Raw genomic sequence first — 13,448 nt, forward strand, 5'->3', positions numbered from 1 at the left:
CCCCGACTCCCCGCTGCCGGAACGCCGTTCGGTCGTCGTCGTGGGCGCCGGCCCCGCCGGGCTCACCATCGGCAACATCCTGCGGGCGGCCGGGCTCGACTGTCTGGTACTGGAGACGGAGAGCCGTGAGTTCATCGAACAGCGGCCACGGGCCGGTGTCATCGAGGAGTGGGCCGTCCACGGGCTGAGTCAACGCGGACTGGCCGCCAACCTGTTGGAGCGGGCGCAGCGGCACACCCAGTGCGAGTTCCGCTTCGGCGGGCAGCGGCACCGGCTGTCGTACACCGAGTTGACGGGGCATCACCACTACGTCTATCCGCAGCCGTTGCTCGTGACGGACCTGGTGCGGGAGTACGCGGACGTGCGGGGCGGCGAGATCCGTTTCGGTGTGCGGGACGTTCAGCCACACGACCTGGACACCGACCGCCCGGCGGTGTCGTACACCGACCCGGAAACCGGTCAACGGCGCCTCGTGCACTGTGACTTCGTGGCGGGCTGTGACGGTGCGCGCGGGGCGACCCGGGCCGCGCTGCCGCCGGAGCGGGCGCGGATCGCGCGGCACGACTACGGCATCGGGTGGCTCGCGCTGCTCGCCGAGGCGCCGCCGTCCTCGGACTGTGTACTGTTCGGCGTCCACCCGAGCGGTTTCGCCGGGCACATGGCGCGCAGCCCCGAAGTCACCCGCTACTACCTGGAATGCCCGCCCGGCGACGACCCCGACAACTGGCCGCACGACCGCGTCTGGGCCGAACTCCAGCACCGGCTCGCCGCGACCGGCGCCCCGCCGCTGACCGAGGGCCGGCTGGTCGAGAAGCGCGTGCTCGACATGCACAACTACGTTGTCGAGCCCATGGTGTTCGGCCGGCTCTTCCTCGCGGGCGACGCGGCCCACCTCACCGCGCCCATCGCCGCGAAGGGCATGAACCTCGCCCTGCACGACGCGTTCCTGCTCGGCGACGCGCTCGTCGCGTACCTCACGAAGGGCGACTCGGCGGGCCTCGGCGGCTATTCGGAGGCCTGTCTGGGCCGCGTGTGGGAGTACCAGGAGTTCTCCCAGTGGCTCTCCGAGGTGTACCACGGAGCCTCGTCCGGCGACCCGTACCGCGCGGGCACCACCCTCGCCCGACTGCGCCGCGTCTTCGCATCCCCCGCCGCCGGGCTCGCGTTCGCGGAGTCGTACCTGGGCAAGGATCCTCAGCGCTGAACCGTCAGTCGTGCGGCGGGCGGTCGTTGAGCCGGTGGTCCGCCACGTTCAGGGCCTCGTCCACCGGGCGGCGCAGGTGTCCGTCGCGCAGTAAGTAGGCGGGTGCGGTCGCCGAGAAGGGCCAGGACTTACACGAGCACCACCATCACCACTCCCCCAAGGGTGTCCGGCACCATCTCACCCACCTCCTCACCCCCACTGCCACGAGACCGCCGACAAACTCGACTCCGCCCTGGAGTCCTCGGCCCGCGGTATGCGCGCGCTCTGGGTGTCGCTCGCGGTCCTCGGGGTGACGGCGCCGGTGCAGGCGGTCGTGGTGGTCGTCTCCGGGTCGCTCGCGCTGGTGCTGCGGGACGCGGCGCGCGAGGTGTTCCGGCGGGTGATGGACGCCGTCGATCCCAATCTTGTGGACTGGGCGGAGCGCGCCGTGCGGGAGGTCGAAGGGGTGCGCGGGGTGGGCGAGTTGAGGCTGCGCTGGATCGGGCACCGGCCGCGCGCCGAGGTGGCGCTGGTCGTGGACGGGGAGGTGACGGTACGGCAGGCCCACGCCGTCGCCGTAGCGGCGGAACACGCGTTGCCGCACGCGGTGCCGCGGCTCACGGCGGCCCTGGTGCACGCGGATCCGGCGCCGGTGCCGGGGGAGGCTGACCCGCACGGGGAGTTGGCCCACCACAGCACGGCCTGAGTCCGGGAGCGGGTCAGGCGACGCCCAGGCCCTCCAGCACCACCGCGCCCGGAATCCCGGCGAACGCCTTGCCGGGGACGAGGAGTTTGCCGCGGCGGCGTCCGCTGCCGACCAGGACGTACGGGAGGTCCACCACGGCCGAGTCCACCAACACCGGCCAGTCTGCGGGGAGTCCGATGGGTGTGATACCGCCGTACTCCATGCCGCTCTCGCCGGTCGCGGTGTCCATGGAGGCGAACGAGGCCTTGCGGGCGCCGAGTTGGCGGCGTACGACGCCGTTCACGTCGACGCGGGTGGTGGAGAGGACCACGCAGGCGGCCAGCGTGGTCTCGCCGCCGCGTTTTCCGGCCACGACCACGCAGTTCGCGGACTGGTCCAGCAGGTCGCGGCCGTAGTGCTCGACGAAGGTGGCGGTGTCGGCCCACTCCGGGTCCGTGTCGACGTAGACGATCTGCTCGGCGGGAACGCCGCCGCGCCAGGCGCGCACGGCGTCGGCGACCGGGCGGGTCAGTTCGTCGAGGCAGTCGGGGGCGGGGGTGGCGTGGTCGAAGTGTCCGATGGGTGCGCGCATGACGGCACGCTAACAGTCCCGCGGCGGCTGCTCACGGGGTGTCTGCGCGCACGGGCGGGACCGACACGGCCATCACCATCTCCATCGGCGCCTCGCCCCGATTCCCGTACGTGTGCGGGGTGTTGGCCTCGAAGGTGGCGCTCGCGCCGGCCGGGACGAGGTGGTCCTCGCCGTCGACGGTGAGGGTCAGTTCGCCCGTGAGGACGTGGACCAGTTCGACGGTGCCGGTGGGGTGGGGTTCGGAGGGGCTGCTCTCCCCCGGCATCAGCCGCCAGTCCCACATCTCCAGCGGTCCGGGCGCCTCGGTGCCGGCGAGGAGGCGGTTGTAGCTGCCGGCGTCGGTGTGCCACATCCGTACGGCGCGCTCGGCGGGGACGACGCGGACCTTCGGGCCCTGCTCGTAGTCGAGGAGGGTGGTGATGCTGACGCCGAGGGCGTCGCCGATCTTGACGACCGTGCCGATGCTGGGGTTGGTGCGGGCCTGCTCGATCTGGATGAGCATGCCCCGGCTGACGGCGGCCCGGGCGGCGAGCACGTCCAGGGTGAAGCCGCGCACCGAGCGCCAGTGCTTGACGTTGCGCGCCAGGGACTGGGTCAGCAGGTCGAGGTCCGACACGTTCCGTCCATACCTTCAGTTCGATTGAGTTCAATATTGTGGATGACGCAGTTCATTTTGATGAACTACGATGAGGTGCACCCGCTCGTTCACCGAACTGTACTGCGAGGCACCCCGTGACAGTATTCTTCGCCCTGGCCACCAGCCTGCTGTGGGGGCTGGCCGACTTCGGCGGAGGTCTGCTGACCCGGCGCACACCGGCGCTGACGGTGGTCGTGGTCTCGCAGGGGATCGCGGCGGCCGTGCTCGGCGCGGTCGTCGTGGCCACCGGGGGCTGGAGCGAGGCCGGGCCGCGGCTGTGGTTCGCGTTCGCGGCAGGGTTGGTGGGGCCGGTCGCCCTCCTCTCCTTCTACAAGGCGCTCGCGCTGGGCCCGATGGGGGTCGTCTCGCCGCTCGCGACACTGAGCGTGGCGGTGCCGGTCGGCGTCGGGCTCTTCCTCGGGGAACGGCCCGGCCTGATGCAGGTGGCGGGGATCGCGGTCGCCGTCACCGGGGTCGTCCTCGCGGGCGGACCCCAGTTGCGGGGCGCGCCCGTGCAGCGGCAGGCGATCCTGCTGACGCTCGTCGCTGCGCTCGGCTTCGGCACGGTGTTCGCGCTCATCGCGGAGGCGTCCACCAGCGTCACCGGCCTCTTCCTCGCGCTGTTCGTGCAGCGCGTGACGAATGTGGCGACTGGTGGGGCCGCGCTCTGTGTCTCGGTGCGGCGGGGCGGGAGCGCGCTCCCGGCGGGCGGGTTCCCCTGGGGTTCGCTGCCTGCGCTGGCGTTCGTGGGGCTCGCGGATGTGGCGGCCAACGGCACGTATTCGGTCGCGGCGCAGCATGGACCGGTGACGGTGGCGGCGGTGCTCGCGTCGCTCTACCCGGTGGTCACGTCCCTGGCCGCGCGCGGACTCCTGAGCGAGCGGTTGCGGGCGGTGCAGGCGGCGGGGGCGGGGCTGGCGTTGGTGGGGACGTTGTTGCTGGCGACGGGGTGAGGGGCGGGGGTTGGGGCGGGGGCTCGTGCTGGAACTCGGGCTCGGGCCGGGCTCGGGCTCGGGCTCGGGCTGGGCTCGGGGCGGGCTCGGGCCGGGCTCGGGCTCGGGCTCGGGCTGGGCTCGGGGCGGGCCGGGCTCGGGGCGGGCCGGGCTCGGGCTCGGGCTGGGCTCGGGGCGGGCTCGGGCCGGGCTCGGGCTCGGGGCGGGTGCCGGATCAGGTCTCCGCGTCCAGCTCCGCCAGGCGCGCGATCGCGTTCTCGTCCAGGTCGGCCAGCCGGGTCGCTGTCGCCTCGTCCAGGTCGGCCAGCCGGGCCGCGGTCGCCTCGTCCAGGCCCGCGAGCGCGTTCAGCTGGTCCGGGGTGACGCCCTCGGGGATCGGCACCGGTGCCGGGGTCCGGAGCGGTGGCTGCCAGCCCTCGGCGGGGGTCCACCGGCGCACGACGCGTGCCGGCGCACCCGCCACTACGGCATGGTCGGGCACCGTGCCGCGGACCACGGCACCGGCCGCCACCACCACGTTCCGGCCGATCCGGGCGCCCGGCAGGATGACCGCGCCGGTGCCGATCCAGCAGCCCGGGCCGATCTCGACGGGTTCCATGCGCGGCCACTGTTTGCCGATGGGCTCGTGCGGGTCGTCGTAGGAATGGTTCGTGGACGTGACGTAGACGTACGGCCCGAAGTAGCAGTCGCTGCCGATGGTGACCGTCGTGTCGGCGATGACGTGGCTGCCGCGGCCGAGGACGACGCCGTCGCCCAGGCGCAGGATGGGGTCGGGGCCGAGGTCGAGGTCGGGCATCAGGCCGGCGGTGAGGGTGACCTGCTCGCCGACGATGCAGTGGGCGCCGAGGTGGATCCAGGGTTCGCCGAAGACGGTGCCCAGCGGGAAGGCGAGTCTGGTACCTGTTCCCATCGCGCCGAAGCGGAAACGTCCCGGGTGTGCGGCGGTGACGGAGCCCGTGCGCTGCACCCAGGCCCAGCCCGCGTGGACGGCGCGCTGCGCGAGGTGGCGCCGCCATTCTGAGAACGTGTTCTTGCGGTTGGGCACCCGGCCACGGTACTCAGCGTGAGCCGCACCCATGAGGTTCGGCCGCTGTGATCTTCGCCCTACCGGATGACGTACCGTGCGGGTGTCTCCGACGGCTTGGGAGGGTGTTGTGACGCACAGGGCGTTGATCGTGGGTATGGGCGGCAGGGAACCGAAGGTCGACGGGGAGGCCTTCGTGGCTCCTACGGCGTCGGTGATCGGGGATGTGACGCTCGGGGCGAGGGCGAGTGTCTGGTACGGGGCGGTGTTGCGCGGCGACGTGGAGCGGATCTCTGTGGGGGCCGGCAGCAATATTCAGGACAACTGCACGCTGCATGCCGATCCCGGGTTTCCGGTGAGTGTCGGGGAGCGGGTTTCCGTCGGGCACAACGCCGTTGTGCATGGGGCGACCGTTGAGGACGACTGCCTTATCGGGATGGGGGCTACGGTGCTCAACGGGGCGGTGATCGGGGCGGGTTCGCTGGTTGCGGCGCAGGCGTTGGTGCCGCAGGGGATGGTTGTGCCGGCGGGGTCACTCGTCGCCGGTGTGCCCGCCAAGGTTCGCCGCGAACTGAGCGCCGAGGAGCGGGAGGGGTTGACCCTCAACGGCACGATGTATGCGGAGTTGGCCAAGGCGCATAAGGGGGTGCACGAGTAGACCGGCTGGCGGGTGCGGGTTGTCTGCGGCTGGTCGCGCAGTTCCCCGCGCCCCTTCGCTACTCGCCCGCGTTTACCGGCTCGGGCTCGTTTTTCTCGGCCGACATCTTCTGGGCCTTGCGCCTCACGATCAGCATGGAGGCGACGCCGATCAGGACCGCTGCCGCCAGGCCGAAGTACGAGAAGCGTTTGAGCCAGTTCTCGGCGACGATTCCTACGTAGTAGACGACCGCGGTGGTGCCGCCGGCCCAGATGATTCCGCCCAGGACGTTGGCGATCAGGAACTTCCAGTACGGCATGCGGAGTACGCCTGCGAGGGGGCCGGCGAAGATGCGGAGGAGGGCGATGAAGCGGCCGAAGAAGACGGCCCACATGCCCCACTTCTCGAACGACCGCTCGGCGGTGGCGACATGACCCTCGCTGAAGTGTCTCGGGAACCTGGCGGCCAGCCAGGCGAGCAGGGGGCGTCCGCCCTTGCGGCCGATCGCGTAGCCGATGGAGTCGCCGATGACGGCTCCGAGGCTGGCGCAGGCGCCGAGGACGACCGGGTTGATGTCGGAGTGCTGGGAGGACAACAGGGCCGCCGAGACCAGGACGATCTCCCCCGGCAGCGGGATGCCCAGGCTCTCCACCCCGATGACCAGCGCCACCAGGGCGTAGACGGCCACCGCGGGAACCGTGTCGAGCCATTCCTGGACGTGCAACGCCGGTCCTCCTGAGTTCGCGTACCGCCTTGCCGGCCTGCGCCGCACAAAGGGCGCACTTGGGAAGCCTACCGCTCGGCGTCACGCGCCGACGCCCTCGGATCGAGGGATCGGATCGACGGCATCGGAACCCCTCCGTTACTTGCCGGAGGGGCCGAAAGGGCATCACCCGCCCCGGATTCACTTAAGATAGCCTTGCCTAAGTTGGCCGGTTTCCGGAGGGTGGCTGGTGGGAGCAGGGGAACTGTCGGGGCGGGACGTCCTGACGCGCTCGGTCAAGGGACAGATGCGGCGCGTCGCTCTCGGCTCGGCGCTCGGATGCGTGCACCAACTGGGGGAAGCCCTGGTGCCGGTGCTCATCGGTGTCGTCATCGATCAGGCCGTCGCCGGTCGGAACGCGGGGCGGCTGGTGCTCTGGCTCGGCGTGCTGGCCCTCATGTACGTGACGCTGTCGTGGAGTTTCCGGCTGGGCGCCAAGGCCGGTGAGCGCGGTGCCGAAGAGGCCGCGCACACACTCCGGTTGGCGATCGTGGGCCGGGTGCTCGATGCCCGCGGCGGCGCCGAGGAGGGACGGCTGCCCGGTGAACTGGCCAACGTCGCCACCGAGGACGCCAAGCGGGTCGGCGCGGTCAACATGGCTTTGATGAGCGGGATGTGGGCGCTCGCCGGCGTCACCGTGAGCGCCGTGGCCCTGCTGCTGACGTCCGTGACGCTCGGGTTGATCGTGTTGCTGGGTACGCCCGTCCTGTTGTGGCTGGGGCATCTGCTGAGCAAGCCGCTGGAGCGCCGCAGCGAGGCCGAGCAGGACCGGGCCGCCCATGCGTCGGGCGTGGCCGCCGACTTGGTGGCCGGGCTCCGGGTGCTGAAGGGGCTCGGCGCGCAGCAGGCGGCTGTCGAGCGGTACCGGCGCACGAGTCGGGTCTCGCTCGCGGCCACGCTGCGTTCGGCGCGTGCCGAGTCCTGGCAGACCGGGCTCGTGCTCGCGCTCACGGGTGGGTTCATCGCGCTGATCGCCCTGGTGGGCGGGCGGCTCGCGCTCAACGGGTCCCTGACGCTGGGGCAGTTGGTGGCGGCGGTGGGTCTCGCGCTGTTCCTCCTGGGGCCGTTGGAGACGTTCGCCTGGGTCAACGCCGAACTGGCGCAGGGCCGCGCCTCCGCCGCGCGCGTCGCGGAAGTACTGGCCGGCAGACCTGCCGTCGTGGACGGCTACGACCCGGTCGCGGAGCCCGTGCGCGGGGAAATACGGCTGCGCGGCGTACGGCTCGGTGGTCTGGACGGCCTCGATCTCGACCTGCCCGCCGGGCAGTTGACCGGCATCGCGGTGACCGACCCGGCCGGTGCCGAGGCACTGTTGCGCTGTCTGGGCCGGGAGGCGGACCCGGAGTCGGGTTCGGTCGAGCTGGACGGCGTACCGCTGACTCGGCTTGATCCGGCGGGACTTCGGGCGGCCGTGCTGGTCGCCGCGCACGACGCCGCGCTGTTCGAGGGCTCGTTGGCAGAGAACGTGATCGCCGGGAACGATCCGGCGGACGGTGCACCTGAACCCGGCCTCCGCACCGGGCACGCCATGGCCGCCGCCCGCGCCGACGAGGTGGCCGACTCCCTGCCGCACGGCACCGCGACCGGTGTCGGCGAGGGGGGCCGCTCCCTGTCCGGCGGTCAGCGTCAACGCGTGCTGCTGGCGCGGGCGTTGCGTGCCGGGCCGCCCGTCCTGGTCGTCCACGATCCGACGACGGCCGTCGACACGGTGACCGAGGCCCGCATCGCGGAAGGGCTGCGCGAGTTCCGGCAGGGCCGCACGACGATCGTCGTGACCAACAGCCCCGCCCTCCTCGCCGTCACCGACCACGTGATCCTCCTCGACGCCGGCCGGGTCGGCGCCGAGGGCACCCACGCGGACCTCGTACGAACCGACGCGACCTACCGGACGGCGGTACTGGCATGACGACGGAAGCCGCACAGACAGACACCGACCGCGCGCTCCTCCCCACCGCCACCCCCGCCCGCACTCGCGCCGCGGTCCGTGAACTCCTGCGCCCGCAGCGCGGGTTGGCCGCCGCCGGGTTCGGGCTGATGGTCGTCGCCACGGCCGTCGGGCTGCTCACCCAGCCCTTGTTGGGCCACATCGTCGATGTCGTCACCGAGCGGCGCTCCCCCGACGCGCTCACCTTCCCTGTCGTCGCGCTGGCCGGTGTCGCGGTGGTCCAAGGCGTGACCACCGCGCTGGGCATGTCCCTGGTGTCCCGGCTGGGTGAGACCGCGCTCGCCCGGCTGCGTGAACTGTTCGTCGAGCGTGCCCTGTCGCTCCCCCTGGACCGGGTGGAGAAGGCCGGCTCCGGGGATCTCAACTCCCGTGTCACGCGGGACGTTTCGCGGGTCGCCGACGCAGTGCGCGGGGCGCTGCCCGAGCTGGCGCGGTCCGCCCTGTCGATCGTGCTGACGCTGGGCGCGCTCGCCCTGCTGGACTGGCGGTTCCTGCTCGCCGCGCTCATCGCCGTGCCCGTGCAGGCGCACACCGCGCGTTGGTATGTGCGCAACGCCGTTCCCCTGTACGCCAAGGAGCGCATCGCCACCGGGACACAGCAGCAGCAACTCCTGGACACCATCGGCGGGGCGCGGACCGTACGGGCGTACCGGCTGCAGACCGGGCACACCCGCCGGGTCACCGAACGCTCGCGTGCCGCAGTGGAGTTGACGATGAGCGGGGTGCGGCTGATGCTGCGCTTCTACAGTCGGCTGCACATCGCCGAGTACCTCGGGCTGTCCGCCGTCCTGGTCACCGGGTTCCTGCTGGTGCGCGACGGTTCCGCCACGGTCGGTACGGCCACCGCCGCCGCGCTGTACTTCCACAGTCTCTTCGGGCCGGTCAACACCGCGCTGGTACTGCTGGACGACGCCCAGTCGGCAACGGCCGGGCTGGCGCGGCTCGTTGGGGTGGTGGACGAGCCCGCGCCCGTGGTCGCCGAGCGCGCGGACGACCGTACGACCGCCGCCGGACCCCCGTCCGTGACGCTGACCGGTGTCTCCCACGCGTATGTGCCGGGCCGCCCGGTGCTGCACGACGTCGACCTGGAGATACGGCCCAAGGAGCGGGTCGCGCTGGTCGGTACGACCGGTGCGGGCAAGACGACGCTCGCCAAGCTGGTCGCGGGGCTGCACCGCCCGCAGTCGGGCCGGATCGACGTGGGTGGCGCGGAGCCGGACGAGGCGGGTCGTCTGGTCGGGCTCGTCACGCAGGAGGTGCATGTCTTCGCCGGGCCGCTCGCCGACGACCTGCGGCTGGCCCGCCCGGACGCGCATGCCGAGGAACTCCGCGAGGCACTCGCCACGGTGGGCGCACTCGGCTGGGTCGAGGCGTTGCCGGAGGGCCTGGAGACGGTCGTCGGCGACGGCGGTCATCGACTGACCGCCGACAGGGCGCAGCAACTCGCCCTGGCCCGGCTGCTGTTGGCCGACCCGCCGGTCGTCGTCCTCGACGAGGCGACGGCGGAGGCGGGCAGTTCGGGCGCCCGACAGCTCGACGAGGCCGCCGAACAGGCGCTGCGCGGTCGTACCGCACTGGTGGTGGCGCACCGGCTCAGCCAGGCCGCCACCGCGGACCGGGTGGTCGTCCTGAGCGACGGCCGGGTCGTGGAGAACGGCACACACGCCGAACTCCTCGCCGCCCAGGGCCAGTACGCCACCTTGTGGCACGCCTGGTCCGACAGCCGCTCCGCCGACGCCGCCCCCGACGCCCACTAGTCCCCCTCCGCTCGCTGAAGATCTGTCACCCCCCGCCGAACCCACCGCGACGAACAGAAGGATCATCCGATGCCCCGCGCCACCAGAGCCTCCCGGCTGTCCGGCCTGCTCGCCTCCGTACTCCTGCTGGCCGTCACGGCGGTCGGCTGCGGTTCCTCCAACTCGGGCTCCACCGCGTCCTCTTCGGACACTGCCGGGTCGGACGCGAAGGCCTCCGCGGACGCCTTCCCCGTGACGATCGCCCACAAGTTCGGCAGTACGACGATCAAGTCCGAGCCCAAGCGCATCGTCACCGTCGGTCTCACCGACCAGGACGCCGTCCTCGCCCTGGGCAAGGTGCCGGTCGGCACGACCGAGTGGCTCGGCGGCTACAAGGGCGCCATCGGCCCTTGGGCGAAGGACAAGTTGGGGACTTCACCCGCGCCGACCGTCCTCAAGGACACCGGCACCGGCCCCCAGGTGGAGAAGATCGCCGCCCTGAAGCCCGACTTGATCCTCGCCGTCTACTCGGGTCTGACGAAGGCCCAGTACCAGAGCCTGTCGCAGTTCGCGCCGGTCGTCGCCCAGCCGAAGGCGTACAACGACTACGGCGTGCCGTGGCAGCAGCAGACCGAGGAGATCGGCCAGGCGCTCGGCAAGGCCGCCGAGGCCAAGACCCTGGTGGCGGGCGTGGAGGCCAGGTTCACGGCGGCCGAGAAGGCCAACCCCGCCTTCGCCGGCGCGTCGGCCGTCATGGCCACCCCGTACGAGGGCGTCTTCGTCTACGGCAGCCAGGACCCGCGCTCCCGCCTCCTGTCCGACCTGGGCTTCTCGCTCCCGAAGGACCTCGACAAGGTCATCGGTGACACGTTCGGCGCGAACATCAGCAAGGAGCGCTACGACCTCCTCGACCAGAAGGTCGCCGTGTGGATCGTCCCGGACACCACCACGGCCGTCACCAAGCTGCACGACGACACGATCTACGGCGACCTGAACGTGGTGAAGCAGGGCCGCGAGGTCTTCATCAAGGAGACCAGTGACTACGGCAACGCGGTATCCCTGTCGACCGTGTTGAGCATCCCCTACGTCCTCGACCGCCTGGTGCCGCAGCTCGCGGCGGCGGTGGACGGCAAGACCGCGACGAAGGTGGAGCAGCCGGCGTCCTGAACCACGGGAACGTGAAAGGGGGGCGGGTCCGATTCTCGGACGCTGACTCTGTCGGGGATCTTGAGGATCCCCGGCGGGGCAGCATGATCAACGGGCATGCTCGGCTCTGTTCAAGGACCGATGCAGTTGACGAGGTGCCCGTTGTCGCTCCACGCCCGTTCTGGTGAGCAAGTCCCTTCTCTGACCGTGCAGATGGCGCGGGCGAGCAACCCGGGCGGTACGACGGCGATGTGGGTGAGAGACCAGCTGGGTGGGCTGTGGCGTGACGAGGACTTCGCCGACTGGTACCCGCGTGATGGCTGTCCGGGTCTCTCGCCCGCTCAGCTGGCCACCGTCTGCGTGCTCCAGTTCCTCCTCGGTCTGTCGGACCGGCAGGCGGCCGAAGCGGTTCGCTGCCGCATCGATTTCAAGTACGCCATGGCCATGGAACTGGACGATCCCGGCTTCCACCACAGTGTGCTGGCTGACTTCCGCGACCGTCTCACCGGGGACGGCCGAGCCGACCGTCTCCTCGACCTCGCGCTCGCGCGCCTGAAGGAGGCCGGTCTCGTCCGCGAGCGCACCACCCAGCGCACGGACTCCACCCACGTCCTGGCCGCAGTGCGCGACCTGACCCGGCTGGAACTGGTCACCGAGGCCGTCCGCGCCGCGCTGGAAGAACTGGCCGGCACAGCTCCGCACCTGCTGGAAGGCCTGGTCGACGAAGAGTGGGGGCGCCGCTACGGCCGCCCGGTCCGTCTGGGCAAGAACCCCACCCGCCCCAAGACCAGGATCCTCGCCACCGGAGGTGACGCCGTCCGGCTGATCGAGCACCTCGGGCCGGAACGCCTGTCCGGTCCCCGCGTCCAGGCCCTGCGGCAGATCATGGTGCAGAACTACTACTGCGACGGGGCCGGCCGCTTGCGCTGGCGCACCGCCGAGGACGGCGGCCTGCCGCCCTCGGCCGTCGCAGTCGTCTCGCCCTACGATCCGACGGCCCGCTACGCGCGCCGCGGACACGTCACCCGCTGGAAAGGGTTCGTCGCGCATCTCACCGAGACCTGTGATCCTGACGGCGTCAACGTGATCACGGATGTGGCCACCACCGACGCCACCGGCTACGACGCGAAGGCTCTGCCCGGCATCCACACCCGGCTCAAGCGCCGCGGTCTGCTGCCCGCCGAGCACCTGGTCGACGGCGGCTACACCTTCCTGGTCCATCTGGAACAGGCAGCCCGCGAACACCAGGTCACGGTCACCGGACCACTGCCGGTCAACACCACCCGCCAGAACCGCAGGAACAACGGCTTCGGCCGCGACGACTTCCACATCGACTTCGACCGCCGACAGGTCACCTGCCCGCAGGGCCAGACCAGCGCGGGATGGCACGGCCCCTACCCGACCTCCTCACCCACCGCCGCCCCGTTGATCGTGGCACGGTTCACCAAGAGCCAGTGCCGCCCCTGCCCCGTCCGCACCCGCTGCACAACCACCGCCGACAGCGCCCGGAGCGTGGGCTTTCCCCCGCGAGAACTCCGTGACCTGCAACTCCGCGTCCGCGCCGAGCAGCAGACACCCGAATGGCAGGCCCGCTACGCGGTCCGCTCCGGAGTGGAAGGCACCATCAACGAACTCGCCCACGGACACGGCATGCGCCGCTGCCGCTACCGGGGACAGCACAAAGCCCACTTACAACACGTGTTCACAGCCATCGCCGCAAACATCGAGCGCCTCAGCCGACGGCCGCCGAGCGGAGAAGCACCTCCGCCCCGGCCGCCGACAGCCTTCCAGAACTACCTGGACCACCACGGAATCACCCGGCCGAGGTCTTGGCGGTCTGCCCGAGACTGAGCAGACCGCCAAGATCCCCGACAGAGTCAGCGTCCGATTCTCGGGCCCGCCCCCCTTCCGTGTGTTCAGACCCCGTCGACCAGACTCTTCGGCCTCATGTCCGTCCAGTTGGTCTCGATGTGGTCGAGGCACTCCTGGCGGGCCGCGGGTCCGTGCGCGACCGTCCAGCCGGCCGGTACGTCCACGAAGTCGGGCCAAAGGCTGTACTGGCCCTCGTCGTTGACGAGGACGGAGTAGACACCGTCGGGGTTCTCGAACGGGTTGCTCATGTCGGGGGTCCCTTGCCTCTCTGATGC

Annotated in this window: 12 protein-coding genes and 2 pseudogenes; 8 read left to right on the forward strand and 6 right to left on the reverse strand. The window is 71.4% G+C overall.

Translation table 11 applies throughout. From position 1 onward, the window contains the following. Positions 1-13 precede the first annotated feature (13 nt). Positions 14-1,204 (forward strand): 4-hydroxybenzoate 3-monooxygenase, encoded by a 1,191-nt coding sequence (locus ACIQBL_RS20820; RefSeq protein WP_401944043.1) that lies wholly within the window; start codon positions 14-16, stop codon positions 1,202-1,204. Between the two features lie 4 nt (positions 1,205-1,208). Here the strand turns inward: ACIQBL_RS20820 and ACIQBL_RS20825 are convergent. Beyond that, a pseudogene (locus tag ACIQBL_RS20825) lies at positions 1,209-1,301 on the reverse strand (transcriptional regulator); the annotation flags it as partial. Between the two features lie 34 nt (positions 1,302-1,335). On the opposite strand from ACIQBL_RS20825, the pseudogene ACIQBL_RS20830 reads away from it, so the two are divergent. Next, positions 1,336-1,889: pseudogene (locus ACIQBL_RS20830) on the forward strand (cation transporter dimerization domain-containing protein); the annotation flags it as partial. A gap of 13 nt (positions 1,890-1,902) precedes the next feature. On the opposite strand, the gene ACIQBL_RS20835 reads toward ACIQBL_RS20830, so the two are convergent. Beyond that, positions 1,903-2,460 (reverse strand): YbaK/EbsC family protein, encoded by a 558-nt coding sequence (locus ACIQBL_RS20835; RefSeq protein WP_401943863.1) that lies wholly within the window; start codon positions 2,458-2,460, stop codon positions 1,903-1,905. Between the two features lie 31 nt (positions 2,461-2,491). Continuing rightward, entirely contained in the window at positions 2,492-3,076 is a 585-nt protein-coding gene (locus ACIQBL_RS20840; protein ID WP_401943865.1) for a helix-turn-helix domain-containing protein, read from the reverse strand. Positions 3,077-3,192: 116 nt separating this feature from the next. Between ACIQBL_RS20840 and ACIQBL_RS20845 the strand changes: the two genes are divergently transcribed. Then, positions 3,193-4,050, forward strand: a complete 858-nt coding sequence (locus ACIQBL_RS20845; RefSeq protein WP_401943867.1) for an EamA family transporter — start codon at positions 3,193-3,195, stop codon at positions 4,048-4,050. 214 nt (positions 4,051-4,264) lie between these two features. On the opposite strand, the gene ACIQBL_RS20850 is transcribed toward ACIQBL_RS20845, so the two are convergent. Then, positions 4,265-5,095: an acyltransferase gene (locus ACIQBL_RS20850; protein ID WP_401943869.1), complete on the reverse strand. Its 831-nt coding sequence runs from the start codon at positions 5,093-5,095 to the stop codon at positions 4,265-4,267. Between the two features lie 109 nt (positions 5,096-5,204). On the opposite strand from ACIQBL_RS20850, the gene ACIQBL_RS20855 reads away from it, so the two are divergent. Then, complete coding sequence (locus ACIQBL_RS20855) at positions 5,205-5,732, forward strand: gamma carbonic anhydrase family protein (RefSeq protein WP_401943871.1); 528 nt, start codon at positions 5,205-5,207, stop codon at positions 5,730-5,732. 58 nt (positions 5,733-5,790) lie between these two features. Here ACIQBL_RS20855 and ACIQBL_RS20860 read toward each other — a convergent pair whose 3' ends face one another. Beyond that, the gene (locus tag ACIQBL_RS20860; protein ID WP_401943872.1) at positions 5,791-6,435 is read right to left on the reverse strand and encodes a DedA family protein; all 645 of its coding nucleotides are present in this window, start codon (positions 6,433-6,435) and stop codon (positions 5,791-5,793) included. Between the two features lie 286 nt (positions 6,436-6,721). On the opposite strand from ACIQBL_RS20860, the gene ACIQBL_RS20865 reads away from it, so the two are divergent. The 4 genes from ACIQBL_RS20865 to ACIQBL_RS20880 all read left to right on the forward strand — a co-directional run bounded on the left by ACIQBL_RS20865 (position 6,722) and on the right by ACIQBL_RS20880 (position 13,152). After that, a complete protein-coding gene (locus ACIQBL_RS20865; RefSeq protein ID WP_401944044.1) occupies positions 6,722-8,380 on the forward strand; it encodes an ABC transporter ATP-binding protein in 1,659 nt (552 codons plus the stop codon). Continuing rightward, positions 8,377-10,176, forward strand: coding sequence for an ABC transporter ATP-binding protein (locus tag ACIQBL_RS20870; RefSeq protein WP_401943873.1), 1,800 nt, complete (start codon positions 8,377-8,379; stop codon positions 10,174-10,176). Before ACIQBL_RS20865 ends, ACIQBL_RS20870 begins: the two co-directional genes overlap by 4 nt. Before the next feature lie 69 nt (positions 10,177-10,245). Further along, entirely contained in the window at positions 10,246-11,322 is a 1,077-nt protein-coding gene (locus ACIQBL_RS20875; RefSeq protein ID WP_401943875.1) for an iron-siderophore ABC transporter substrate-binding protein, read from the forward strand. A gap of 192 nt (positions 11,323-11,514) precedes the next feature. Further along, on the forward strand, positions 11,515-13,152 hold the full coding sequence (locus tag ACIQBL_RS20880; protein WP_401944046.1) for an IS1182 family transposase: 1,638 nt from the start codon (positions 11,515-11,517) through the stop codon (positions 13,150-13,152). Between the two features lie 65 nt (positions 13,153-13,217). Here the strand turns inward: ACIQBL_RS20880 and ACIQBL_RS20885 are convergent, their stop codons facing one another. Continuing rightward, positions 13,218-13,421, reverse strand: coding sequence for an MbtH family protein (locus ACIQBL_RS20885; RefSeq protein WP_401943877.1), 204 nt, complete (start codon positions 13,419-13,421; stop codon positions 13,218-13,220). Positions 13,422-13,448: the final 27 nt, after the last annotated feature.

Origin of the sequence: Streptomyces sp. NPDC088350, from assembly GCF_044753545.1 — a bacterium.
Classification (GTDB): domain Bacteria; phylum Actinomycetota; class Actinomycetes; order Streptomycetales; family Streptomycetaceae; genus Streptomyces.

Excerpts from the sequence above, each read along its gene's own strand:
- ACIQBL_RS20835 (WP_401943863.1), bottom strand. The coding sequence starts at position 2,460 with ATGCGCGCACCCATCGGACACTTCGACCACGCCACCCCCGCCCCCGAC.
- ACIQBL_RS20875 (WP_401943875.1), top strand. The coding sequence starts at position 10,246 with ATGCCCCGCGCCACCAGAGCCTCCCGGCTGTCCGGCCTGCTCGCCTCC.
- ACIQBL_RS20880 (WP_401944046.1), top strand. The coding sequence starts at position 11,515 with ATGGCGCGGGCGAGCAACCCGGGCGGTACGACGGCGATGTGGGTGAGA.
- ACIQBL_RS20870 (WP_401943873.1), top strand. The coding sequence starts at position 8,377 with ATGACGACGGAAGCCGCACAGACAGACACCGACCGCGCGCTCCTCCCC.
- ACIQBL_RS20865 (WP_401944044.1), top strand. The coding sequence starts at position 6,722 with ATGCGGCGCGTCGCTCTCGGCTCGGCGCTCGGATGCGTGCACCAACTG.
- ACIQBL_RS20885 (WP_401943877.1), bottom strand. The coding sequence starts at position 13,421 with ATGAGCAACCCGTTCGAGAACCCCGACGGTGTCTACTCCGTCCTCGTC.